We start from the raw sequence: 23,799 nt of genomic DNA, 5'->3' as shown, positions 1-23,799 counted from the left end.
TTCATATTGAATTTATACTTATATTTTAAAAGGGTATCGGAAATAATAGCGATTTTTTAAAACAGTTTTTACTTTTAATAGGAAGTTGTATTACAATATGTTAAAATTATTTCAATATATTCATTTAATATGAAATACAAAGAAGGAGCGTGAAAAAAGTGGATTTTCGATTTGAATTTACAACGAAGCTGAAAGAATACTTAGACGATGAGAAGGATGAAAAAATAATAAAAGATGGACACAGAGATGTAATTTTTCACTATTTATATGCGTTAGAGACTGAAATTGGCGTTGTTAAAAATCCTAATTTTACTTTTTTTGCATCAGGAAGACGTTCACATATAGTGTTAGAAAACGTTGAATTTAAAACAGAAGTAAATGTAAAAAGTAATATAATTGAAATTACAAAAATAGTGGATAATGTAGCTATTCCGTTAGATACTATCGTAGCGAAAGATCGGGAATTATTTGCACTTGGACGTAATGAGAAGTTTAGTGTACAAATATTAGAGCAGTATCTTTTTGATACATTTGGAGAAAAATTAGGTTTAAAATGAATGGAATAGCCTATGTATTTATGGGTAGTTAATTTTCATATATATCATTTACGTTTGACCTTTCATTTAATTTATACTACAATTCGTAGTGTGAAAGGAGTTGTACAATGTTTACTCAAAACTATAAGTTAAATGAGCACGGGTTAAATCATTTCTTTGGACCGCTTGAAGCGAAAATTATGGAGATTGTTTGGTCTAGCGATGGTATTACTATTAAAGAAGTGCAGCAGAAATTAAGTGAAGAATCACCTGTGAATTTTAACACTGTTATGACAGTTATGAACAGGTTAGTAGAGAAATTACACTTAGAAAAACAGACTGTGAAAAGAAGTGGTATATATCGTGCTGTACAAACAAAAGAAGAATTCTTATCCAATCAAACGAAGAAAATGACACAGGAATTGATGGGGGAATTTGGAGATTTAGTTGTAAATCATATGTTAGATGAGTTAGAGCAGGCTGATCCGACTTTAATAAAAAAGTTAGAAGACAAATTGAGTCAGTTAAAAAGAGAGGATTAATGAAATGAAATGGCAAATGCGTAAAATCGTATTGTTAGCAGTAATTGTTAGTATCCTCTTTTTCAGTATGTTAGTGTATTACGTTACATATCCATTTCTGTTTCAAAATAAGATGTTCCTTCTTTCAAATTTTTGCTTGTTCCAGTTAGAAAAACATATGAAAGAATTATCGCTGATTCGTATTATAATCGCTGGATTATTATTACTTACTGTATTAATCGTGTGCAAAAGAATTTGGCGACAATTTTTCTATAGTAAAAAATTACAAAAAGTACTTATCCCTTTCGTCCGAAAAAGAAAACAAATATATATATTGCCGACTACGGAAGTTGCGGCATTTACAATTGGGCTATTTCGTCCGAAAGTTGTCATGTCGGAAGGGTTGCTTCAAACATTTTCAAATGAAGAAATTGATGCGATTATTTTCCATGAAGAATATCATCAAAAGAATTGGGATCCGCTAAAATTATTTTGTTTTACGCTATTAGCAGAAGGAATGATGTACATACCGATATTAAAAGGGTTGTTACAGCGATATCATACGTATCAGGAGCTAGCTGCTGATAAATATGCGATGCAAAAAATGGAATCTTCATTTGAGTTAGGTAGCGCGTTATTAAAATTAATTAAAATAAAGACAATGGAAAATCGATGTGTTACAGCTTCATTTGCAAAAACAGCAATAAATTTACGAATCGAGCAAGTGTTAAATGAAAAGGTTGTTAAGATTACTATTCCGTTACATACGAATTCGGTATATGTAACAGTAGGTTTATTCTGTATGTCGGTTGTACTTATTGTCGGAGAGTGCATATAGCCTCTTTTTTTAAGAATAAACACTACTCATTGTAGTGTTTTAGGGGGAATAAAATGAATGCAGCAGATTTAACAATTTGGCTTGTGGCTGGGGCGGGAGTATTGTCATTTATATCACCGTGCTCTTTACCGCTATATCCATCTTATTTATCTTATATTACAGGTGTATCTATTCAAGATTTAAAAGAAAATCGTGGGATTATGCAAAAATCAGCGATTATACATACAGTATTTTTTATGATCGGATTTTCGGTTATATTTTACGCGTTAGGTTTATCGGTAAGTTGGATTGGAATAACATTTTCATCTAACCAAAAATTGATTCAACAAATTGGTGGGATTTTTATTGTTTTAATGGGGCTATTTATGACGGGCTTGTTTCAGCCTAAGTGGCTTATGGCAGAGAAAAAGGTGCAGTATAGAAGTAAATCGACTGGATATATTCGCTCGATTTTAGTCGGTATGACATATGCAGCAGGTTGGACGCCATGTGTTGGACCGATATTTTCAGCTGTACTCATGCTTGGCGCGACGAATCCTGAAGGGGCGCTTCTTTATATTACAGCGTATACTCTTGGGTTTGCGGTTCCATTTTTCGTGATGGCATTCTTTATTGGGAAGGTAAAATGGATTGTTACATATGCCAATGTCATGATGAAAATTGGCGGTGGAATGATGATTGTAACAGGTATTTTATTGTATACAAATCAAATGACGAAAATTACAGCATTCTTTATTCGTCTATTCGGTGGATTTACAGGTTTTTAAAAATGAGGAGGAAGAAAAGTGAAGAAACTAATTGCTATTATACTAGTAGGTGCTCTCGCTTGGGCGGGGGTTAACTTTTATAATTCAAAGAAAGAAGAAAAGGAAAGAAAAGCAAAGCAAGCAGAGTTACAAGAGAAAGAAGTATTACCACAAGTAGGTTTTAAAGCACCTGGCATCACATTAAAAGGATTAGACGGAAAGTTGCAGTCGTTAAATGATGCCAAGGGAAAACCATATATTATTAATTTTTGGGCATCATGGTGTGGGCCGTGTGAAATGGAGGCACCTGACTTAGTTCATATGTATGATAAATATAAAAAGGATGTTGAAATTTTTGCGGTGAATGCAACTGTTAGTGACCCAGTACAAGAAGCAAGCGCATTTGCTAATCGCTATGGATTTGAGTTTCCGGTTCTACTAGATATGGACGGAGTAGCTGGACTAGATTATAAAGTATTCTCTTTACCGACGACATTTTTTGTTAATAAGGATGGAATTATAGTAGATCATGTACGAGGTGTATTGCCACCAGATCAATTAGAAAAGAAATTTAAGAAATTGATTGAGAGCTAAAAGGGGATTTCGTGATGATGGAGTGGATCGTGAGATTACAACCCGTATCTCTTATAATTGGAAGTCTATTTGGATTTATGTTGATGAAACGAAAGATGAGGCATCAAAATGTATCATATGAAAAAATGATGGATGCCGTAACAAATGCGTTTCTTATCATCGTATTTGTATGGAAGTTTGCACCAGCAATTTTAAATCCTGTATGGGCTTTTGGATCGCCAGTGCAAGCAATATTAGCTGTTGGAAGTATGCAACATATTGTAGTAGGATGCGTAATTGCTAGTGTATACATTGTTTGGAAAAGTAAAAAGGAAGAATTTTCGCTTCGTATTTTACTTGATGTACTGCCTTTTGGATTGTGTGTGAGCATTATCTTTTATTTTCTATTTCATCATGAAGTAGGTGCACAAACGACACTACCATGGGGAATGAAAATATATGAATCTAAACTATTATATCACCCTATTTTCGTATACGAGATCATCCTTGCTCTTTGTATAATGGGCTTGTTATGGATGAAAAATGAAAGGCTCGGAAATGGAAGGAATATAAGTATTTTTCTAATTGTTGAGGGGTTTGCTCATATTATTATTTCGCTTGTTAGTGAACAAAATTCGGTTCTGTTTGGTCTATCAGCACAGCAAATAATGAGCTTTTGTATTATTAGTTTAGGGATTTTGTTGGTGCCTAAAAAATAAAAAATAGCCATTAACGGATATTCCCCGTACATGGCTATTTTTTTATTACATATATTAAAAAATCGGCGGAGTAACAGAAAATAAGACTACCGCATTTTTCTCAAAATGATTCACCCATTTATGCTTTAAATAAGCAGGTATTTTTACACTGTCACCAGTTTCTAATACGTATTCTTCCTCATTTAAATATAATGTGATTTTCCCTTTTAAGACAAATGCTAATTCTTCTCCTTTATGTTCTAGCACATTTTCTGATGAAGCTGTATTAGGCGGGACGGTCATAATTGCTGTTGCTAAATTTCCAGTGAAATCAGGTGAAAGCATTTCATATGATAAATTATCGATAATCATTTTCTTTCGTTTATGGGAACGTACAATTAAATCGTCTGTATTTGTATCTTCAAGTAAAAAGCTAAATGTTGGCACATCAAGAGCTTTAGCAAGCACTTTTAATGTTTGAATAGAAGGGTTAGCGGACCCACGTTCAATTTGACTTAACATAGATGGTGTAATATTGGCCATCTTTGCTAGTTCTTTACTAGTTAAACCTTTTTCTTTTCTTTGTTTTTCAATTTTTTTACCAATATCTATATTTTCCATAATGAAAATCTCCTTAAGGATTATTAAATTATATTTAAATAAATTAAATTAAAATTAACTAAAGTGAACGATTTGTGTTAAACTATATTAAAATTAATTTAATTATAATTTATTATATGGTGAGCTACAAGGATATAAGGAGGAAACAAAATGAAAGAAATAGGGGCATTACAAGCAGAATACCCATTAGTGAATAAACTTATTGCAACAGAAGAAGTATTTTGGATAAACCCACACATAGAAAAGTATGAAAGGGCAATAGAAGATTCACCACTTAATGAAGAGAATGTAAAAGAGGCGGAAGAGAGATTAAAGCGTTTTGCACCATATATTGCGAAAGTTTTTCCTGAAACGAAAGGGACGAACGGCATAATCGAATCACCTTTAGTAAAAATACCTTCTATGAAAGAAGCTTTAGAGACAAATTACAAGCAACCTATTTCAGGAGAATTATTATTAAAATGTGATAGTCATCTTCCAATATCAGGATCAATTAAAGCTAGGGGTGGCATTTATGAAGTGCTAAAATATGCTGAACAATTAGCTTTGCAGCATGGTATGTTAACAGAAGAAGATGATTATTCCATTTTAGATAGTGATACATGTAGAGAGTTTTTTGCCAAATATTCAATTGCGGTCGGTTCAACAGGAAATTTAGGGCTAAGCATTGGGATTATGAGTGCGAAACTAGGTTTTAACGTAACGGTTCATATGTCAGCAGATGCGAAACAATGGAAAAAAGATTTATTAAGAAGTAAAGGTGTAAACGTTATTGAATATGAAGATGATTATAGTAAAGCAGTAGAAGAAGGAAGAAGACAAGCGGATGCGGATCCTAGCTGTTATTTTGTAGACGATGAAAACTCACATGATTTATTTTTAGGATACGCAGTAGCTGCATCACGATTACAAAAGCAATTAGAAGAGTTAGAGGTTGTAGTAGATAAAGATCATCCTTTATTTGTTTACCTTCCGTGCGGAGTAGGAGGAGGACCGGGTGGAGTAGCATTCGGTTTAAAGTTATTGTATAAGGATAATGTTCATTGTTTCTTTGCAGAGCCTACGCACTCTCCATGTATGTTACTCGGCTTAATGACAGGCCTTCATGACAAAATTGCCGTTCAAGATATCGGAATTGATAATGTAACGGATGCGGATGGACTTGCGGTAGGAAGGCCATCTGGATTTGTCGGGAAAACGATGGAACCATTTTTGAGTGGGAATTACACAGTAAGCGATGAAGAGTTATATAGATTGTTAAAAGAACTAGCTGATACGGAGAATATTTATTTAGAGCCTTCTGCACTAGCAGGTATGATAGGGCCAGTGAAAGTATGTAAAGAAGATGAGTATTTACAAAAGCAACAGTTAACAGAGAAGGTGAAAAAAGGTACTCATATTGTGTGGGGAACGGGTGGAAGTATGGTTCCAAAAGATGTAATGAATGAATATTATAGGAAAGGTTTGGAATTAACGGTATAAGAAAAATGAGGCTAGTTGTAGCCTCATTTTTTCATGTACATAAAAATCTTTGTTATTTTCACAATAGTTCTTTATAGTATATATAAAGGATAACTAATATTGAATAAATATAACAAAAAGCTTTATTTTACATAATAAGAGGATGTGTATACGATGTCATTACAGACTAAATATATAGCGGGTATTTCGCTTGGGGTTATGGGTATAGGCTTTGCGGCTTCTATCCCTTTTCAAGGAACGATAGCTGGAGAGATTATACAAGGGGGATTTGAAGCTGGGTTAGTTGGCGGGCTTGCAGATTGGTTCGCAGTTACAGCATTATTCCGTCACCCGATGGGAATTCCAATTCCGCATACAGCTTTGTTACCTAAAAACCGTAAACGAGTAACGAAAGGGCTCATCAATACGTTAGAAAATGAGTGGCTAACGAAAGAAAGTATTACGAATAAAGTAAAAGAAATGCAGCTAGCACAAATGGTGCTACAAATTGCAGAGAGAGAAATACAGTCTGATGCTGTGAAAAAAGGCATTGTAACGATTGCTGAGAAGGCGATTGTTTCAATCGATACAGAAAAATTAGCGGTTATTATTGAAAAAGAATTAAAGACGTATTTACATACAATTAATACAAGTAACATCTTACAAGTGCTTGTTGATCAATTAGTTGTGCAAGAATATGATGAGAAGACACTTGATTACATTTTAGTAAAAGTGAAAGATTGGACAGCGCAAGATGAAGCACGCTACCAGCTTGGAAGTTTAGGTATGAAGGCGATGGAAAATATAAAAGTAGATGGATTCTTACAGTTTACATTGAAATCGTTTATGAATATTGTAGATGAAGATAAAATTGGCGGCATTTTGCAGAAGTTTATTATTAGCAATATTAACAGCTTACAAGATGCAGATAATAGCACGAGACAACTTATATTAGCGAAAATTCGTCAAGAAATTATAAATGTAAAAGAAAATGAAGCGTTACTACAAGAATTAGAAAATTGGAAAGAAAAATGGATTGCCAATTGGAATGCTACTGACAAAATAAAAGAGATGCTAGAGCAAGTACAGCAAAGAACAGTTGCTTTTGTAAATAATGAAGAATTTGCTGATAAATATGTTATTCCATTTTTACAAAAACAAATGAATAAAATAAAAGAAGATGAACAGACAGTTCAAAAAATAGAAGATTGGTTACAAAAACAAGTTGTAAGTCTTGTTGAGAAGAACCATTCGAAAATTGGTAAGCTTGTACAAGAAAACCTTGATAAGTTAGATGATAAGACGTTAATCGAAATGATTGAAAATAACGTCGGTAAAGATTTACAGTGGATCCGAGTAAACGGGGCTGTTTGCGGATTTATGATTGGATTAGTGTTAGAAGGAATTAAAGCGATTATATGAGAAAAACCTTCCGCAATTGCGGAAGGTTTTTTATTTTTCGAGAACACTCATATTCAAATTATAAGCTTTCTCAATATTTAACTTGTACGTCCCATTTCCAGTTTTAATCGAATTTTTATACCAATGTTCTTGGTTGTTTAATTCTGGATGTTCTTCTGAAGAAGTATTTTCGTTTTTCGTTAAATCTTCTACTTGTTCCCAAGGTGTACTTCCATGTGTTTCTTTTTGATTCGTTACTGCTGTTAAAGATATATCACTTTCTTTTGCAAGATGGACAGACACTCTTGAGCTTTCCTGTACAAACCAATTATTTTGTAATTGACCTGGATAAAGAGATAGTTCGTTATTTGAAGCGCGGATTTCCACATTTTTATTTTGCGGAAGAACAAGCGTTGGTTTCACCTGTGGTGCTGAATTAAATAACGTATGCTGAACAGGTAATGATTTTAAAGTGATATACATCGTTTCTCCAGCCGTTTGAACTGAAAGGAAATCATCTCGTTTTAAATTGAGTTTTTCATTTGCTTTCGTTGTCATTTCATAAGTTCCCAAAAGATGAATTTGATTTGTATTATTTCCCTCTATCGTTAGAGGTTGATGTCCTGCATCTACTACGATTTTTTTGATAGATTCAGGTATATCAAATTGTCCGTCTGGAATATTATTCGTTTGCCTCGTTGTGTTAATAGAGTGACGAACTTCTTCTAGTAATCCAGTTGATAATAAACAGTAAAAAGCAATTCCGACGCTTCCTAAAACACCGATAAAGAAAATACTAAAAATATCATATTTAATAAATGATTGTTCCTTCTTAGAAAATAGAAGATATAGTAAAACTTCGGCTCCAAGTATGATAAGTAAAACTGGCCACCATGCAGTTAGTGTATCTAATACTTGAATTCCTTTTACGACTGAAAATAGTAAAAAGCATCCTAACGATATAATAGAAAGCCCCATTGAGAATGTTCCAACACGCCAAGTCCTCATTCGCTTGTCCCACCTTTGTTTTCTTTATTTCCAAGTAACAATTTAAAGCCGCCGCCAATTAAAAGGAGCGCAACGATAGATGTTTGGAAATAGCGATAATATAGTTCACTAAGATGAATATTAAATATAGTTGCAAAATAATCATTCAAAATAGGAAGGACTGTTTGATTTAATAAATAATAACCACCGAGTGTAATTAATCCGATACCGATCCATCTTTGATGATTTATAAAATAATCGATAATGGGTTCGTCTTGAACTCGTTCTTTTCCGTATTTTGCTGTTTGCTGTAACGCATCAAAAAAGCTATAGAACCAAATGATTGGTACTAAAAACAAAAATGCAGAAAGTCTTAATAAGTCGAGTAAATAAATAGATAGTAAGAAGGCTGCCATAAGCTGAAGACCACGGCGTTGTAAGCCTAAATACATATGACCTGCTCCAGGGAACATCGCTAAAATAGAAGCAAATGTTTTACTTTTCTTTCCCTGCTCTTGATGTTCTTCAAAATCTTCGAAAATAGTACGGTCAATTAATTGCTCGTCGCGTTCTTTTTTCTGTAGTTGCTGAACAACGTCAAAGAAATTATAAATCCATAAAACAGGTAACGTAATAAGGAAGATAAGGAAACTTCCTTGAGATGTTAATAAAGTCACAAATATAATCATGCTGCCTAAGCCAGCGCAAGCGACTAAAAACGTAAGACCGCGTTGCATAAGTCCTAATTGGAAATGGCCAAGTCCAGGGATGATAGATAGGAGAATGATATAAAATCGTTCGCTCTCTTTAGAGGAATTTATCAATTCTCCAGCTTCTTGTTTTTTCGTTTGTTTTATAATGGTGATAACTAAATCTAGTAAGTTAATTGCCCATAGAACGGCTAGTAAAAATAGAGAAAGAAAAGCAATATCACGTTCTCTTACTACTATGGTACAAAATACTGCAAAGGAGAATAGAAATAAAGATCCTCCGCTATATAAAATAAACCGTCCTAGCTTTTTTAAGTATAAATGTCCAAGCCCAGGAATTAGCCCTAATACAAGTGCTAAAAAGGGATTTTTATTCATGCTTTGAACCTCCGTTCTTTTTGGATGTGTCTACCGATTTGTTTACAATTTGTTGTGAAATAGAGGACTCGTTATGTTTTGAAGATTTCTCGAAATTTGATGTCGCTGTAAAAATATATTGGAATAAACCACTTACCATAAAAATAATTGTAGCCGCAGTCGCAATTATGTAGTGAATGATTGTGCGCTTTAGTGAGTTTGTTTTTATATTTTTATTAGACTGTAGTGTTTCAAAATTAATTTGCGTCATAACTTCGTTCGTAAATGAATCATCATTTATCATTGGAAGGTTTTCATGTTGTTCATCAATACTTTCCATATAAAGTGCTAAACAATCATCACATTCATAAAGATGTTCTTCCATAGATTCACGTTCATTGCTTTCTATAAAATCTAATGTATAATTGCGCCAATCTTCTTTTGAATAATGCATCATAGAAACTCTTCCTCCTTCCAATGTTTTTTAATCCATTTTCGTGCCCGATACAGTTTCATTTCGACTGTTTTTACTTCGATGTTTTCCTGTAAAGCAATTTCTTGATAACTTTTTTCTTCTAAGTAATGTGCGAGAACGACGTCACGGTAATTTTCGGGAAGTTCTCTCAGTTTTTGAGCAATGAGTAATTTTTGCTCTTTCGTCAATAGTAAAGCTTCAATGTTATGAGAGGATTTTATATTTTCCTCTGTTTCTTTACATAAGGAGAGTTCTTCGTTTTCTCTAGCTTTCTTTCTCTTATAATCAATAGCGTGATTGGTGGCAATACGTGCCATCCACGTTTTTAATCCGCGAAATTGATAATTTGGGAGAGAGGTGTGAATTTTTACGAATACTTCTTGTGTAACATCTTTCGCATCTTCTTCATGTCTTAAAATAGAAAAGATAACTTGAAAAATATAATGACGATATGTTTGTACAAGGATACGAAAAGCATGCTCGCTTCCATGCTTTGCTTTTTCAATTAATTGTTTTTCCTCAATCGGTCTCTCCCTCCTTTTTGACGCATTCTATTATATAGACGTAAAGAATGATAAGTCACCCTACACATATTGTAAAAAAAGAATAATATATTTTTTGTAGGAGAGCTAGATGAAAAAAGGTGTGAAAAAATGGTAAAGAGAAGTATATAATGAGCAAGTAGGAAATGTTACGGGAAGAAAGGATGTGAATGTTAGTAGGGGAAGGGCCATACTAACAAACATGAAAATTAAAATATTAATAGCGGATGATAACTCTTTTATTAGAGAAGGCATGAAAATTATTTTAAATACATACGAAGAGTTCGAAGTGGTAGATACTGTAAATGATGGGGAAGAAGCTGTAGCATATTGTAAAAAGCATGAAGTTGATATTGCTCTTTTAGATGTTCGTATGCCAAATATGAACGGTGTAGAGGCGACGAAGTTCATTTGTGAAGAGACGAAAACAAAACCGCTTATTTTAACGACGTTTGATGATGATGAGTATATTTTGGATGCAGTAAAAAACGGAGCGAAAGGTTATTTATTAAAAAATAACGATCCGGAGCGTATTCGTGATGCGATAAAAGGAGTATATAACGGTCAAACTGTTATGCAAGATGTTGTCCTCGATAAAATTAAGTCTAATTTAATGGAAAGTAAGGAGGAAGAATGTAAAATTGATAAGAGCCTTTTCACAGAAAGGGAGCTTAGTATTATCGCATTAATTGCAAAAGGTTTCTCAAATAAAGAAATTTCGAAACAGCTTTTTATATCTGAGGGAACAATTGCAAATTATATTACGTCAGTTTTAGGGAAAACTGGACTTGAACATCGCACACAAATTGCGATTTATTACTTAACAGGGAAAGTAGATTAATGATATGGAGTTTTGGTTAACTGTAAGTAAATTAATTGTCTTTTTATATATTGTGTTTAGTTATATTTACGCAAATGTAGCAAATTTACCATGGGTTATATTTACATTACTTATTTACCTCTCTGTAAACGTAATGATTTCTATATTTAAAAAAGATATGTATAAAAAAATATTAATCTGTATGTCCATTGGCATAGTTATGTTATTTACATGGAGGGTTCATCCATTTTTTATTTTGTTTTTACCTTTGAACTTATACGAAATTATATTCCATTACATAGATAAGAATTGGCCACGCTTTGTCGTTATGATGCTCCCAATTACGATTGCAGATGAAAGTATTCGAATGACTTATGGATTAATTGTTGCATTTTCTTTTCTCGTTTTAACTATGGCAGATCGATATATATCGCGTGTAGTAAAGCTTGAATCACAAAATGATAAGATGCGAAAAGATATGCAACGACTTACGAAAAGCTTACATGAAAATAAAGAGTACATAAGACAATCTGAATACACATTTAAGCTAGAAGAGAGAAATCGGTTATCGCAAGAAATTCATGATAAAATTGGTCACTCGATGACGGGTGCACTTATTCAAATGGAAGCAGCAAAAAGATTAATGGAAATAGATAAAGAAAAATCTGCGGAGTTATTACAAAATGCAATTCACATTTCAAAAGATGGAATTGAAAGTATTCGCATTACATTAAAAAATATGAAGCCACCAACTGAGCAAATTGGTATTCATCGTATGAAATTATTCATAGAGGAATTTGCCGGTAAGAATGATGTGAATATTCCTTTTGTATACAAAGGGAACTTAGATATGATTTCTCCCATTCAGTGGAAAATTATCGGTGAGAATGTTACAGAAGCACTAACAAATGCAATGAAATATGCTGATGCGACAGTTATTTCTATAGATATTCATGTGCTTAACAAGATGGTTAAGGTGCAAGTGAAGGATAACGGGAAAGGCGCAGCTTTTGTTAAGAAAGGTCTCGGTATTATGGGGATGGAGGAGCGAACAGCATCAGTAAACGGAAAAATTATTGTAGATGGAACAAGTGGTTTTTCAGTGACAATGTTGTTTCCGATATAAGAGAATGGGATGAAGATGAACCATCTCATATGAAAAAAGTGAATATTCTCATGTGAAAAGAATGAATTTCTGCACTGAGCAGGTTCATTCTTTTTGTTTATAATAACAGCAGAGAAACCGAAATAGGGGTGAAATGATGAGTACATTAGAAATTAAAAATTTAACGAAAAAATTTGGTGATTTCATCGCAGTTGATAATATGTCTTTATCTATTAAAGAAGGAGAAATATTTGGCTTTTTAGGATCGAATGGTGCTGGTAAGAGTACGACAATTAATATGATTGCTGGTTTGTTAAGAAGTAATGAAGGCGAAATTAGCATACTAGGAAAAAATATAAAGAAACATAATCGATTTGCAAAGATGAATATTGGTATTGTTCCGCAAGATATTGCGATTTATGAAGAGTTAACTGCTTATGAAAATGTGAAGTTCTTTGCTGGATTGTACGGATTAAGAGGGGCCGAACTAAGAGCGAGAGTAGAGGAAGCACTTCAATTTGTAGGACTTAGTGATAAACAGAAAAGTTATCCGAAAAACTTTTCTGGCGGGATGAAAAGAAGATTGAATATTGCTTGTGCAATTGCACATAGACCGAAGTTAATTATTATGGATGAACCGACAGTTGGAATTGATCCACAGTCAAGAAACTATATTCTTCAGTCTGTCCGGAAGTTAAATGAAATGGGAAGCACTATTATTTATACGAGTCACTACATGGAAGAGGTAGAAGAGATTTGTACGAAAATAGCGATTGTAGATCACGGTAAAGTGATTGCAGAAGGTACGAAAGAACAACTAAAATCGATTATTACTGATACGAAAGATATTTGGATTGAAGTGAAGTCGGTGGAAAATTTAGACGTGGAAAAATTAAAAGAGATAAACGGTGTGAAAGCAGTTCAAATTGAAGAAAACGTAATTAAAGTGAATTCTGATGCGGGATTAAATAATTTAAATAAAATCATTCAACACTGTATCAATCATGATATTGAAATTCGTTCATTAGAGGAGCAGGCTCCCAACTTAGAAACAGTATTCCTTACATTGACGGGAAGAAACTTACGAGATAAATAAAAAGTAAATGAAGAAAAGGTAAAGGGAGGTTCATCAATTGAACATCTTCAATATTGCAATTATGCATATTAAAAGAGATTTCAGAGACGTAAGAACTTTAGTTTTTATGTTAGCATTTCCGATTGTGCTTATGCTTGTGTTAGGAACAGCGTTAACCAACGCATTTAATAGTGATAGTCATTCGATTAAAGATATACAAGTGCTATATAAAGATGAAGCGAGTAGCACGTTTTCTCAATCATTTGAAGCATTTACGAAAGAAGTGGATAAATCAGGTATTCATTTTAAAAAAGCTTCCGGCAGTATAGATGGGAAAGAAGAAGTGAAGAAAAATAAATATGCTGCTTATGTAGAGTTAAATAAAGATGGTGCAAAATTTTATGGGAGTGACAAAAGTAGTATTGAGGGAAGTATTGTGGAGGGAATGCTTACAACATTTGTTGATAAGTACAATGTAGCGGTCGAAGTTGCAAAAGTAGATCCTACTAAGGTTAGTACGGTTATTTCAAACGGAAATCATAATGATTATATAAAAGAAACATCTTTACAAGCTGCGAAAAAACCAGGTTCTATGGATTACTATGCGGTTGTAATGACAACGATGATTGCACTATATGCTGCGATGGGAGCGAGTTCTTTAATTCGAGGAGAACGAATACGTAAAACAGGAGATCGTCTCATTGCTGCACCTATAAGTAAAGCTGAAATATTCATTGGAAAAGTACTTGGTAGCCTAGTAGCAAATGCCCTGTGCATATTACTCGTCATGTTATTTAGTAAATTTGTTTTTCAAGCGAATTGGGGCGACCATCTTGGAATCATATTTCTTATTTTATTAACACAAGTCTTTCTAGCAATTAGCTTCGGTTTAGGAATCGGATATATCACGAAAACAGCTGAAGCGTCTAGGGCAATTATTATGGTTGTTGTGCAATTAGCTTCTATTTTTGGAGGTGCATATTTCGTAGTAGAAGAAAATTTCGTTACGAATTTATCGCCATTAACTTGGGCAAATACAGCTGTTATGAAAATTATTTATGCAAATGATGTAGGGGCAGCACTACCAGTCATTTCTTTAAACATTGGAATTTCAGCACTCTTTTTATTAATTGCAATTATTGCATTACGTAGACGGGAGGGGCTATAGCATGAAGGATATTTTATGGCTCATACAAAAAACGTTATCTGTGCTTTTGAAAAATAAAAAAAGTTTACTCATTATAATTAGCTTGCCGATAATAGGGACGCTCATTTCCTTCTCGATATACGGAAATGCAGGGCAAGGAACGTTAAATATCGGGATTGTAAATAAAGAAAATGAGCCAATAGCAAATGATACGATAAAGTTTTTAGAAGGATTAAATCATGTGAATGTGAGTAAGATTAAGGAGTCTGAAGTAGAAGATAAACTCACTTCCAAAAAACTTGATGGAGTTATTACATTAGATTCTGGTTTTTCAAAAAGTGTTCGAGAAGGGAAACCAGAGCATATTGAAATTTCATCGATTAAAGGTGATCAAGTAACAGGATTTATAAAATCATATTTATATAATTATATTGATAATATAGCAGCTATTAGTAAAGTAGCAGGAACAGATCAAAGTACATTCGACAATATGTACGCAGGGTATCAAAAAAGTTCATTTAAAATGAAAACTGAGACGCTAGAAGATACTTCGAAAAATAAAGATATGACAAATCAAACGATGGGTTACCTTATTATGTTTATGCTGTTTTCAGCAGCGAACTTATCAGGTCATATTTTAAAAGAAAAAGAGAATAGAACGTACTTTAGACTATTATCAACGCCGATAGATGGGAAGAAGTTCATATTATCTAATGTCGGGGTAAATATGATAATACTAACAGTACAAATTTTGATTACAATCCTGTTCCTAACGAATGTTTTTCATACGAATATCAATATGCCTTTCATAGTGATGATGAGCGTACTAATGCTATTTGCATTAATCGCAATTGGAATATCATTAGTCCTTGTAGCTTTTTCGAAAAACTCAGCATCGGCAAATGCGATGCAAAACATGGTCATTGTACCAACATGCTTATTAGCGGGTTGTTATTTCCCATATGACATTATGCCAAGTGCAGTACAAAAAGTAGCTAATTTTCTTCCGCAGCGCTGGTTGTTAGATACGATATCAAAACTTCAGCAGGAAATACCATTCTCGGAGTTATATTTAAACATTTTAATTTTATTCGCTTTCGCAATTGCATTCTTCTTAATTGCTATTTATAAGTTTGGAAGAAATAATGATGCGAGGAATTTTGTTTAATGTGAAAAGGTGTGGCTTAATGCCATACCTTTTTTTGAAATTTAGAGTATCTTTTGTAGTATAGGAATGCTTTTGTAGAGCACTTCGTTATGTGAAGCATGCAAAACATATTTATTTCCCTCTAGAAGAAAAACGCTATGTAGAACAGCGTTACCGTCACCATGTTTTGTAAGTAAATCACCGACGACTTTGCCGTCTGTCCATTTCAGTTTGGAATGTGAAGGGACGACTTGTAAATATTGAATTGTTTCCTCTCTATCTCCGGCAATGAGTGTCGTTTCAATATTTCTTTTTTGTATAATAAATCTATTTTCATTTAATGTATCGAGGAAAGGGTTTTTCGTTTTCATCTTACTATAAGGAAGAAATGTAATAGAAGAGCCGGATCTTATAAATAAATAATTTCCGTAATCTTTACAAGGAATAACATCTTGTAATCCTGGAAAGTAAATGTGTATCGCCTCAACTTTATTCATTTTATGTAAGATGCTTAAGCAACAAATATATTGTTCCATATAAAAATGAACGATATTTATTTTAGAAGAGGCATGGATAGGGAGAGTACCTCCAGTCCAATAACTATAATTTGGTGAAGATCCAGCGTTTGGTGTGCAGAGTATTATAAGCTGATTCACATCATTTTTATATGTTGCACTTTGAACGTAAGAATGTCCAAGAAGGCCGCCCATACTATGACAAATTAGATTTAGTTTATCGCAACCTGTAATCTTTTTAGCATAAGCAATCGTTTGTAATAAATATTTTTGTGTAGAAAAAACAATACGCTGCCGCCAGTCATAAAAACAGATGAACAAATCTTTATTTCGTTCGTACCCCATACTTTCTAGCATCATGATGAATGGTTCGTAAACAAATGCAGAAAGTCCAAAACTCCAATTACCAGTGCCGGGAATAATAATATTGCTCATTGAACCGAAAAGACCTGGGATAAAAACAATAGGAGTTTTTCCTTTTCTCATATTCGTATCTCCTTTAACTGTTTAGTATCAATAAAAATAAGAAATACATTTCGTATGAAAACATATTTAAATGAAACACTACGAAATAGTAAGGAATATGATTGGAAGGAAACCAAAATGATTAAAAAAATATTAAGAGTTACTTCTATTATTATTGCTATTTTCGTTTTTATTTTAATTTGGATGCATATCGATGTTACCTTAGGTAGGAAAATGGAAGCTGGGAAAAACATGCCGACAGAGTATGCGCCTCATTATAGTGACTTTCAATTATATGTAGAAGGGAAGTCTTTTTATAAACAATTATTTACTGATATAAGAGAAGCGAAAAGCTCCATCTACACTTATTTCTTCATTTTGTCGGATGATAAAAGTAGTCATACTTTTTTAAACTTATTAAAAGTGAAGGCAAAAGAAGGAGTAAACGTCTATTTATCAGTTGATCGCATTAATGATTTATCATTTGAAAGAAAGGTGATAAATGAATTGCGGAAAAGTGGTGTACATTTTACATATAGTAGAAAACCTACATTGCCATTCGGATTTTATTCACTTCACCATCGTAATCATCGCCGTATTACGACGATTGATGGGGAGATTGGCTATACAGGCGGATTTAATATAGGAGATGAGTACTTAGGGAAAGATAAGCGATTTGGATATTGGCGTGATTATCATGTACGACTTAAAGGAGAAGGAGCAAAAGATTTAGAACAGCAATTCGCTTTAGACTGGAAACGAGATACGAAAGAAGAGATAAAGAGAAGTACGAATAAAGCTAGTAAAGGGAATACATTACATACTATGACTAGTTACAATGGGCATTACGTTGCTGAAAAATATATAGAGCTCATAAAACAAGCTCAGCACTCCATTGTAATTGCAACGCCGTATTTTATAGCAAAAAATAAAGAATCCATGAATGCTTTAATCGCAGCACAAAAGCGTGGTGTTACAGTAAAAATACTTTGGTCATATAAACCAGATCTACCTCTTATAAAAGAAGCGGCGTATCCATACATACGTCAAGCTGTTAATAATGGGATTACTGTATATGGGTATAAAAAAGGAATGTTCCATGGTAAATTAATGCTTATTGATAATGAATTAACCGTTATTGGTACAACAAACTTTACTTCGCGTAGCTTCAATATAAATGATGAAATGAATTTTTATATTTATGGTGGTCCTATTGTAGGACAAGTTAATAAGGCGTTAACAGAGGATTTTCATGATTCGAAAGAAATGACGAAAGAGTTTTTTGAAAAGTTATCTTTTTGGGAGCGTTGTAAGGAGAAAGTGGCGGGATTGGTTGACTTCTATTTGTGATGATGAATTAGGAAAGGGTGCCTACAAAAGGCACCCTTTTTTGGTGGGAAATCATTATTTTTCATGCACCAACATCGTAACATCATCATTAATCAATGTCCCCACATGTTCGCCTAAACATATTTTTTTCATGACTCCAGGCTCATCAAAGTTAAAGACATGTGCTGGTAAATTGTAGTCCCGGGCAAGCAGTAATGCCGCTTGATCCATAACTTGTATATTTTGTCTAACGACATCATTATAGTTTAGTTTGCTGTACATTTTTGCTGATTTGTTATGCTTCGGATCACTTGTAAAAACGCCATCGACACCCTGTTTTGCGACTAATATGGCATCACTATTCATTTCAATGGCTCTTTGTACACTTGGATAATCTGTCGTCACGAACGGTTGCCCGTTTCCGCCTCCAAAGATAACGATATAACCGTTATCTAAATGGTGGACTGCACGCAAGCGAATGTATGGTTCAGCTACTGCATTAAATGGAATGGACGTCATAACGCGTACTTCTCTATTTGTTTTACTTGTTAAAACACCGCGAAGCATTAAGCTGTTAATGATTGTACCTAACGTACCGATATTATCAGCTTCTACGCGATCGATTCCCCATTCTTCAGCTAGATGCCCCCTAAAAATGTTACCGCCACCGATGACGATGGATACTTCGATACCTAAATCAACAATGGATAAAATTTCGTTTGCGATATGTTCTAATCGTTTGGAGTTAAAGCTATTTCCAGTTTGATCGGCAAGTGCACCGCCGCTTAATTTAATTAAGACACGTTTATATGGTCTCATAACAATTCCCCCTATATAGATCGCAATAAAAAAGGAACAAAGGCGAATGCCTTTGTTCCTTTTTAAGAAAATGAAAAAGAAAAGAAGAAGATAGGACGAATTGCTTTGTATAGTTTTTCATAACATCCACTCCTTTTCATTTTGATTTGTTTTAAGTATATATCTTTTTGATTATACGAAACAATCTGATTACTTATCAAGTTTATTTTATCGTTTTTTAACAAAATGGTGTCAATGAAAAAAAGAAGAAAAATATTTGAATTTTTTGTGACGAACTTGTAGGTTTTTGTATGATTTTGTAGGTTCGCTTATAAGATGTGTGAGTAGCTTTTATAAATTTAAATTGAAAGCGTTCGCATGAAGGGGATGAACATAAATGAAAAAATTCGGATTGGCAACACAAATTTTTGTCGCGCTTGTTTTAGGGATTGTAGTAGGGGCAGTCTTTTATGGCAATAAAACGGCGATTTCTTATATCACACCAATTGGGGATATATTTATTCACTTAATTAAGATGATTGTAGTACCAATTGTTATTTCAGCATTAATTGTTGCAGTAGCTGGTGTAGGAGATATGAAGAAGCTTGGGAAATTAGGCGGTAAGACAATTCTTTATTTCGAAATTATTACGACGATTGCTATTTTAATGGGATTACTTGCAGCGAATATATTCCAACCAGGTACTGGTGTTGATATGAGTAATTTACAGCAAAGTGATATTTCTTCTTATAAACAAACTGCAGATGCAACAGAGAAGAAAGGTTTTGCTGAGACAATTGTTCACATTGTACCGAAAAACGTATTTGAATCGATTGCACAAGGTGACCTATTACCGATTATATTCTTCTCAGTATTATTCGGCTTAGGAGTTGCGGCAATTGGAGAAAAAGGAAAGCCAGTCTTTAACTTCTTTGAAGGCGTACTCGAAGCCATGTTTTGGGTTACAAATCAAGTTATGAAATTTGCACCATTTGGTGTATTCGCATTAATTGCCGTTACGGTTGCAAAATTTGGTGTAGCAACATTACTTCCGCTAGGAAAACTAGTGCTAGCTGTATACGTAACTGTTATACTATTCGTTGTGATTGTATTAGGTATTAATGCACGAATGGTTGGAGTAAACATTTTTACATTAATGAAAATTTTAAAAGAAGAACTGATTCTTTCGTTTACAACAGCAAGTTCAGAAGCTGTTTTACCTAATATAATGAGAAAAATGGAAGAGTTCGGTTGTCCAAAGGCAGTTGCCTCTTTCGTAATTCCGACAGGTTATACATTTAACTTGACTGGATCGGCTATTTATCAAGCGTTAGCGGCATTGTTTGTTGCACAAATGTACGGTGTGCACATGTCACTAACGGAGCAAATAACGTTATTATTCGTTCTCATGTTAACATCCAAAGGTATGGCGGGAGTTCCAGGTGCATCGTTCGTTGTTGTATTAGCAACGTTAGGTTCAATGGGGTTACCACTAGAAGGTATCGCATTAATTGCGGGAATTGACCGCATTTTAGATATGATTCGCTCATCTGTCAATGTATTAGGAAATGCATTAGCGGCCATTGTTATGTCGAAGTGGGAAGGCGAATTCGATAATGAGAAAGCAAAACAATATGTAGAAACAGTCAAAGAAACAAACGCAGCATAAGAAATCGTTAAGGAGTGAATAATCATGGCAACATTAACTGAAGTTAAAAATGGTGTTCGAATTGAAAAAGATTTTTTAGGTGAAAAAGAAGTGCCAAACTATGCATACTACGGCGTACAAACAATGCGTGCAGTTGAAAACTTCCCAATTACAGGATACAAAATCCATGAAGGTTTAATTAAAGCGTTCGCAGTTGTAAAAAAAGCAGCAGCGCTTGCGAATACAGATGTAGGAAGATTGGAATTAAACAAGGGCGGTGCGATCGCAGAAGCTGCTCAAGAAATTCTTGATGGAAAATGGCATGATCATTTCATCGTAGATCCAATCCAAGGTGGAGCGGGTACTTCAATGAACATGAATGCAAATGAAGTCATTGCCAATCGTGCGCTTGAATTATTAGGAATGGAAAAGGGAGACTATCATTATATTAGTCCAAATAGTCATGTAAATATGGCCCAATCAACAAATGATGCATTCCCAACGGCGATTCATATCGCAACGTTAAATGCATTAGAAGGCTTATTACAAACGATGGGTTATATGCATGATGTATTTGAATTAAAAGCAGAACAGTTCGATCATGTGATTAAAATGGGACGTACACATTTACAAGACGCTGTGCCAATTCGCCTTGGACAAGAATTTAAAGCGTACTCTCGTGTACTTGAACGTGATATGAAACGCATTCAGCAATCACGTCAACACTTATATGAAGTGAACATGGGAGCAACTGCAGTTGGTACAGGCTTAAATGCAGATCCAGAATATATTGAAGCAGTTGTAAAACATTTAGCTGCAATTAGTGAACTGCCACTTGTCGGTGCAGAAGATTTAGTAGATGCGACGCAAAATACAGATGCTTATACTGAAGTATCTGCAGCACTTAAAGTATGTATGATGAATATGTCTAAAATCGCGAATGACCTTCGCTTAATGGCATCAGGTCCACGGGTTGGCTTAGCGGAAATTATGCTGCCTGCTCGTCAACCAGGTTCATCTATTATGCCAGGGAAAGTAAACCCTGTTATGCCAGAGGTAATTAATCAAATTGCGTTCCAAGTAATTGGTAATGACCATACAATTTGCCTTGCTTCAGAAGCAGGACAATTAGAATTAAACGTTATGGAACCAGTACTTGTTTTCAACTTACTTCAATCGATTAGCATTATGAATAACGGTTTCCGTGCCTTTACAGATAATTGCTTAAAAGGAATTGAAGCGAATGAAAATCGCTTAAAAGAGTATGTTGAGAAAAGTGTAGGAATTATTACAGCCGTGAACCCTCATATCGGTTATGAAGCAGCAGCTCGCGTTGCGAAAGAAGCAATTGCAACAGGTCAATCCGTTCGAGAACTTTGTGTGAAAAATGGTGTATTGTCACAAGAAGACTTAGAGTTAATTCTAGATCCATTCGAAATGACACACCCAGGGATTGCAGGAGCAACTCTTTTAAAGAAAAATTAAAAGAAGAGGGGGACAATCCCCTCTTTTTTGTTTACAATATAGAAATGCTATATATGAATAGAGGTAGGGATGTTATGAGCAAGTTTACAGTAGCTTCTAATGGTGCATTAGAAACAACATTAAGAGGAGCAGAAGTATTATCAACACCACTTTTAAATAAAGGGGTAGCTTTCACACAAAATGAAAGAGAAGAGTTAGGTTTAAAAGGGTTATTACCGCCAGCGGTTTTAACGTTAGAAGAACAGGCACGCCGAGCATACGAACAATTTAGTTCTCAGCCGGATGATTTATTAAAGAATGTATACTTAACTGCGTTACATGATCGAAATGAAGTATTATTTTATCGTATATTAACAGATCATTTACGTGAAATGTTACCGATTGTATATACACCAACTGTCGGTGTAGCAATTCAAAGATATAGTCATGAATATCGTAAACCACGTGGTGTTTATTTATCAATTAACGATCCATCAGGTATCGAAGAAGCATTCACGAATATCGGTGCAACAGCTGAGAACATTGATTTAGTCGTTGTAACAGATGGAGAAGGCATATTAGGAATTGGTGACTGGGGCGTTGGTGGTATTAACATCGCAATCGGAAAGCTAGCTGTTTATACTGCCGCAGTTGGAATCGATCCTAGCCGTGTATTACCGGTAATTTTAGATGTAGGTACAAACCGTGAGGAGCTATTAAACAATCCATTTTATATTGGAAATCGTCACCCTCGTATAACAGGTGAAGCTTACGATGAATTTATTGATACGTTTGTACAAGCGGTAAACAAACAATTCCCGAAAGCACTTTTACATTGGGAAGACTTTAGTTCTCGTAACGCACGAAAAATTTTAGATAAATACCGTCATGATGTTTGTACGTTTAATGATGATATTCAAGGTACAGGTGCAGTTTCACTTGCGGCAGTATTATCGGCAGTGAAAGCTTCTGGTGTACCGCTAAGTGAACACCGCGTTGTTGTATTTGGTGCTGGTACGGCTGGAATCGGTATCGCAGATCAAGTTAGAGATGCGATGGTCCGCGTAGGCGTATCTGAAGAAGAATCATATAAGCGTTTCTGGTGTATTGATCGTAACGGGTTAGTTACAGATAATATGGAAGATCTTCTTGATTTCCAAATTCCGTACGCAAGAAAAGAAGCAGAAGTAAGTGAGTGGAAGCAAAATGATGTGATCGGACTTGCTGAAGTTGTGAAACATGTAAAACCGACAATTTTAATTGGTACATCAACTGTTGCAGGTGCATTTAAAGAAGAGATTATTAAAGAAATGGCTTCTCACATAGAAAGACCAATCATTTTACCAATGTCGAATCCGACGCCACTTGCTGAAGCAAAACCAGCAGATTTAATCGAGTGGACAGAAGGAAGAGCGTTAGTTGCAACAGGAAGTCCATTTGAACCAGTTACATATAACGGTGTAACGTATGTGATTGGACAATCAAATAATGCACTTATTTTCCCAGGGCTTGGTCTTGGAACAATTGTAGTACGAGCAAGCGTCATGACGGATGGAATGTTCGCAGCGGCTGCTGAAGCAGTTGCAAGTATGGTAGATACAAGTCAGCCAGGAGCACCTATTTTACCAGAGGTCGAAGAATTACGTAATATCTCAGAAATGGTTGCAATTGAAGTAGCGAAAGTTGCAGTTGCAGAAGGTGTTGCAAGAGTGAACTTAAGTGATAACGATATCAAGATGGCAGTGAAAGAAGCAATGTGGAAGCCAGAGTATCGCCAAATAAAAGCGGTAGAAAAGGTTAGAATATAGAAAAAAGCCCGT

24 protein-coding genes are annotated in these 23,799 nt (G+C 34.5%); 17 read left to right on the top strand and 7 right to left on the bottom strand.

All coding sequences use genetic code 11. The features are described from left to right. The first annotated feature begins 158 nt into the window (after positions 1–158). The 6 genes from ACUN13_RS06845 to ACUN13_RS06820 all read left to right on the top strand — a co-directional run bounded on the left by ACUN13_RS06845 (position 159) and on the right by ACUN13_RS06820 (position 3,933). The gene (locus ACUN13_RS06845) at positions 159–557 is read left to right on the top strand and encodes a DUF3942 family protein (RefSeq protein ID WP_000347525.1); all 399 of its coding nucleotides are present in this window, start codon (positions 159–161) and stop codon (positions 555–557) included. 107 nt (positions 558–664) lie between these two features. Next, positions 665–1,078 (top strand): BlaI/MecI/CopY family transcriptional regulator, encoded by a 414-nt coding sequence (locus ACUN13_RS06840; protein ID WP_000495053.1) that lies wholly within the window; start codon positions 665–667, stop codon positions 1,076–1,078. Positions 1,079–1,082: 4 nt separating this feature from the next. Then, the gene (locus tag ACUN13_RS06835) at positions 1,083–1,895 is read left to right on the top strand and encodes a M56 family metallopeptidase (protein WP_025689553.1); all 813 of its coding nucleotides are present in this window, start codon (positions 1,083–1,085) and stop codon (positions 1,893–1,895) included. Between the two features lie 53 nt (positions 1,896–1,948). Continuing rightward, a complete protein-coding gene (gene ccdA / locus ACUN13_RS06830) occupies positions 1,949–2,662 on the top strand; it encodes a cytochrome c-type biogenesis protein CcdA (protein ID WP_000990443.1) in 714 nt (237 codons plus the stop codon). A gap of 18 nt (positions 2,663–2,680) precedes the next feature. Next, entirely contained in the window at positions 2,681–3,235 is a 555-nt protein-coding gene (locus tag ACUN13_RS06825; RefSeq protein ID WP_000733174.1) for a TlpA family protein disulfide reductase, read from the top strand. A 17-nt stretch (positions 3,236–3,252) separates the two neighbouring features. Then, positions 3,253–3,933, top strand: a complete 681-nt coding sequence (locus ACUN13_RS06820; protein WP_025689552.1) for a prolipoprotein diacylglyceryl transferase family protein — start codon at positions 3,253–3,255, stop codon at positions 3,931–3,933. Between the two features lie 54 nt (positions 3,934–3,987). On the opposite strand, the gene ACUN13_RS06815 is transcribed toward ACUN13_RS06820, so the two are convergent. Next, positions 3,988–4,533 carry a helix-turn-helix domain-containing protein gene (locus tag ACUN13_RS06815; protein ID WP_445423736.1) on the bottom strand — a complete coding sequence of 182 codons (546 nt, stop codon included), beginning with the start codon at positions 4,531–4,533 and terminating at the stop codon, positions 3,988–3,990. A 150-nt stretch (positions 4,534–4,683) separates the two neighbouring features. Between ACUN13_RS06815 and ACUN13_RS06810 the strand changes: the two genes are divergently transcribed. Together ACUN13_RS06810 and ACUN13_RS06805 are read left to right on the top strand one after the other, a co-directional pair. Beyond that, positions 4,684–6,015, top strand: coding sequence for a D-serine ammonia-lyase (locus tag ACUN13_RS06810; RefSeq protein ID WP_025687253.1), 1,332 nt, complete (start codon positions 4,684–4,686; stop codon positions 6,013–6,015). 153 nt (positions 6,016–6,168) lie between these two features. Next, entirely contained in the window at positions 6,169–7,416 is a 1,248-nt protein-coding gene (locus ACUN13_RS06805) for a DUF445 family protein (RefSeq protein ID WP_025687252.1), read from the top strand. Between the two features lie 30 nt (positions 7,417–7,446). On the opposite strand, the gene exsE is transcribed toward ACUN13_RS06805, so the two are convergent. From exsE to ACUN13_RS06785, 4 genes are read right to left on the bottom strand one after another with little or no spacing between them, the layout of a single operon-like run. After that, positions 7,447–8,403 (bottom strand): exosporium protein ExsE, encoded by a 957-nt coding sequence (gene exsE / locus ACUN13_RS06800; protein WP_088363391.1) that lies wholly within the window; start codon positions 8,401–8,403, stop codon positions 7,447–7,449. Continuing rightward, the gene (locus ACUN13_RS06795) at positions 8,400–9,470 is read right to left on the bottom strand and encodes a hypothetical protein (protein WP_001039112.1); all 1,071 of its coding nucleotides are present in this window, start codon (positions 9,468–9,470) and stop codon (positions 8,400–8,402) included. Before ACUN13_RS06795 ends, exsE begins: the two co-directional genes overlap by 4 nt. Next, positions 9,463–9,906: a hypothetical protein gene (locus ACUN13_RS06790; protein WP_000972345.1), complete on the bottom strand. Its 444-nt coding sequence runs from the start codon at positions 9,904–9,906 to the stop codon at positions 9,463–9,465. Before ACUN13_RS06790 ends, ACUN13_RS06795 begins: the two co-directional genes overlap by 8 nt. Further along, a complete protein-coding gene (locus ACUN13_RS06785) occupies positions 9,903–10,391 on the bottom strand; it encodes an RNA polymerase sigma factor (protein ID WP_071732568.1) in 489 nt (162 codons plus the stop codon). The genes ACUN13_RS06790 and ACUN13_RS06785 overlap by 4 nt, the downstream gene beginning before the upstream one ends. A 277-nt stretch (positions 10,392–10,668) precedes the next feature. On the opposite strand from ACUN13_RS06785, the gene ACUN13_RS06780 reads away from it, so the two are divergent. The 5 genes from ACUN13_RS06780 to ACUN13_RS06760 all read left to right on the top strand — a co-directional run bounded on the left by ACUN13_RS06780 (position 10,669) and on the right by ACUN13_RS06760 (position 15,781). Next, positions 10,669–11,307 carry a response regulator transcription factor gene (locus tag ACUN13_RS06780; RefSeq protein WP_000694093.1) on the top strand — a complete coding sequence of 213 codons (639 nt, stop codon included), beginning with the start codon at positions 10,669–10,671 and terminating at the stop codon, positions 11,305–11,307. 4 nt (positions 11,308–11,311) lie between these two features. Then, complete coding sequence (locus tag ACUN13_RS06775; protein WP_088344814.1) at positions 11,312–12,412, top strand: sensor histidine kinase; 1,101 nt, start codon at positions 11,312–11,314, stop codon at positions 12,410–12,412. Positions 12,413–12,548: 136 nt separating this feature from the next. After that, on the top strand, positions 12,549–13,487 hold the full coding sequence (locus tag ACUN13_RS06770; protein WP_088344812.1) for an ABC transporter ATP-binding protein: 939 nt from the start codon (positions 12,549–12,551) through the stop codon (positions 13,485–13,487). Between the two features lie 37 nt (positions 13,488–13,524). Then, positions 13,525–14,634, top strand: a complete 1,110-nt coding sequence (locus tag ACUN13_RS06765; protein ID WP_001020154.1) for an ABC transporter permease — start codon at positions 13,525–13,527, stop codon at positions 14,632–14,634. A 1-nt stretch (position 14,635) separates the two neighbouring features. Continuing rightward, positions 14,636–15,781 carry an ABC transporter permease gene (locus tag ACUN13_RS06760; protein ID WP_088344810.1) on the top strand — a complete coding sequence of 382 codons (1,146 nt, stop codon included), beginning with the start codon at positions 14,636–14,638 and terminating at the stop codon, positions 15,779–15,781. Between the two features lie 41 nt (positions 15,782–15,822). Here the strand turns inward: ACUN13_RS06760 and ACUN13_RS06755 are convergent, their stop codons facing one another. Continuing rightward, positions 15,823–16,761: an esterase/lipase family protein gene (locus ACUN13_RS06755; RefSeq protein ID WP_445423735.1), complete on the bottom strand. Its 939-nt coding sequence runs from the start codon at positions 16,759–16,761 to the stop codon at positions 15,823–15,825. A 117-nt stretch (positions 16,762–16,878) separates the two neighbouring features. Here ACUN13_RS06755 and ACUN13_RS06750 point away from each other — a divergent pair, with 117 nt between their 5' ends. Continuing rightward, complete coding sequence (locus ACUN13_RS06750; RefSeq protein WP_445423734.1) at positions 16,879–18,090, top strand: phospholipase D-like domain-containing protein; 1,212 nt, start codon at positions 16,879–16,881, stop codon at positions 18,088–18,090. A gap of 54 nt (positions 18,091–18,144) precedes the next feature. Here ACUN13_RS06750 and pyrH read toward each other — a convergent pair whose 3' ends face one another. After that, positions 18,145–18,888: a UMP kinase gene (pyrH, locus tag ACUN13_RS06745; RefSeq protein ID WP_001248059.1), complete on the bottom strand. Its 744-nt coding sequence runs from the start codon at positions 18,886–18,888 to the stop codon at positions 18,145–18,147. Between the two features lie 376 nt (positions 18,889–19,264). On the opposite strand from pyrH, the gene ACUN13_RS06740 reads away from it, so the two are divergent. From ACUN13_RS06740 to malS, 3 genes are all read left to right on the top strand, one after another. After that, complete coding sequence (locus ACUN13_RS06740) at positions 19,265–20,536, top strand: cation:dicarboxylate symporter family transporter (RefSeq protein ID WP_088344806.1); 1,272 nt, start codon at positions 19,265–19,267, stop codon at positions 20,534–20,536. A gap of 24 nt (positions 20,537–20,560) precedes the next feature. Beyond that, entirely contained in the window at positions 20,561–22,000 is a 1,440-nt protein-coding gene (aspA, locus tag ACUN13_RS06735; protein ID WP_088344804.1) for an aspartate ammonia-lyase, read from the top strand. Positions 22,001–22,074: 74 nt separating this feature from the next. Then, positions 22,075–23,787: an oxaloacetate-decarboxylating malate dehydrogenase gene (gene malS, locus ACUN13_RS06730; protein WP_242292850.1), complete on the top strand. Its 1,713-nt coding sequence runs from the start codon at positions 22,075–22,077 to the stop codon at positions 23,785–23,787. The last annotated feature ends 12 nt before the right edge of the window (positions 23,788–23,799 follow it).

The sequence above is a fragment of the Bacillus cereus group sp. Bce041 genome (assembly GCF_052646455.1).
The sequence above is the reverse complement of the archived record's forward strand: the minus strand, read 5'-3'. Positions and strand labels throughout refer to the sequence as shown.

Excerpts from the sequence above, each read along its gene's own strand:
- ACUN13_RS06840 (WP_000495053.1), top strand. The coding sequence starts at position 665 with ATGTTTACTCAAAACTATAAGTTAAATGAGCACGGGTTAAATCATTTC.
- ACUN13_RS06835 (WP_025689553.1), top strand. The coding sequence starts at position 1,083 with ATGAAATGGCAAATGCGTAAAATCGTATTGTTAGCAGTAATTGTTAGT.
- ccdA (WP_000990443.1), top strand. The coding sequence starts at position 1,949 with ATGAATGCAGCAGATTTAACAATTTGGCTTGTGGCTGGGGCGGGAGTA.
- ACUN13_RS06820 (WP_025689552.1), top strand. The coding sequence starts at position 3,253 with ATGGAGTGGATCGTGAGATTACAACCCGTATCTCTTATAATTGGAAGT.
- ACUN13_RS06815 (WP_445423736.1), bottom strand. The coding sequence starts at position 4,533 with ATGGAAAATATAGATATTGGTAAAAAAATTGAAAAACAAAGAAAAGAA.
- ACUN13_RS06810 (WP_025687253.1), top strand. The coding sequence starts at position 4,684 with ATGAAAGAAATAGGGGCATTACAAGCAGAATACCCATTAGTGAATAAA.
- ACUN13_RS06805 (WP_025687252.1), top strand. The coding sequence starts at position 6,169 with ATGTCATTACAGACTAAATATATAGCGGGTATTTCGCTTGGGGTTATG.
- exsE (WP_088363391.1), bottom strand. The coding sequence starts at position 8,403 with ATGAGGACTTGGCGTGTTGGAACATTCTCAATGGGGCTTTCTATTATA.
- ACUN13_RS06795 (WP_001039112.1), bottom strand. The coding sequence starts at position 9,470 with ATGAATAAAAATCCCTTTTTAGCACTTGTATTAGGGCTAATTCCTGGG.
- ACUN13_RS06790 (WP_000972345.1), bottom strand. The coding sequence starts at position 9,906 with ATGATGCATTATTCAAAAGAAGATTGGCGCAATTATACATTAGATTTT.
- ACUN13_RS06780 (WP_000694093.1), top strand. The coding sequence starts at position 10,669 with ATGAAAATTAAAATATTAATAGCGGATGATAACTCTTTTATTAGAGAA.
- ACUN13_RS06775 (WP_088344814.1), top strand. The coding sequence starts at position 11,312 with ATGGAGTTTTGGTTAACTGTAAGTAAATTAATTGTCTTTTTATATATT.
- ACUN13_RS06770 (WP_088344812.1), top strand. The coding sequence starts at position 12,549 with ATGAGTACATTAGAAATTAAAAATTTAACGAAAAAATTTGGTGATTTC.
- ACUN13_RS06760 (WP_088344810.1), top strand. The coding sequence starts at position 14,636 with ATGAAGGATATTTTATGGCTCATACAAAAAACGTTATCTGTGCTTTTG.
- ACUN13_RS06755 (WP_445423735.1), bottom strand. The coding sequence starts at position 16,761 with ATGAGAAAAGGAAAAACTCCTATTGTTTTTATCCCAGGTCTTTTCGGT.
- ACUN13_RS06750 (WP_445423734.1), top strand. The coding sequence starts at position 16,879 with ATGATTAAAAAAATATTAAGAGTTACTTCTATTATTATTGCTATTTTC.
- pyrH (WP_001248059.1), bottom strand. The coding sequence starts at position 18,888 with ATGAGACCATATAAACGTGTCTTAATTAAATTAAGCGGCGGTGCACTT.
- ACUN13_RS06740 (WP_088344806.1), top strand. The coding sequence starts at position 19,265 with ATGAAAAAATTCGGATTGGCAACACAAATTTTTGTCGCGCTTGTTTTA.
- aspA (WP_088344804.1), top strand. The coding sequence starts at position 20,561 with ATGGCAACATTAACTGAAGTTAAAAATGGTGTTCGAATTGAAAAAGAT.
- malS (WP_242292850.1), top strand. The coding sequence starts at position 22,075 with ATGAGCAAGTTTACAGTAGCTTCTAATGGTGCATTAGAAACAACATTA.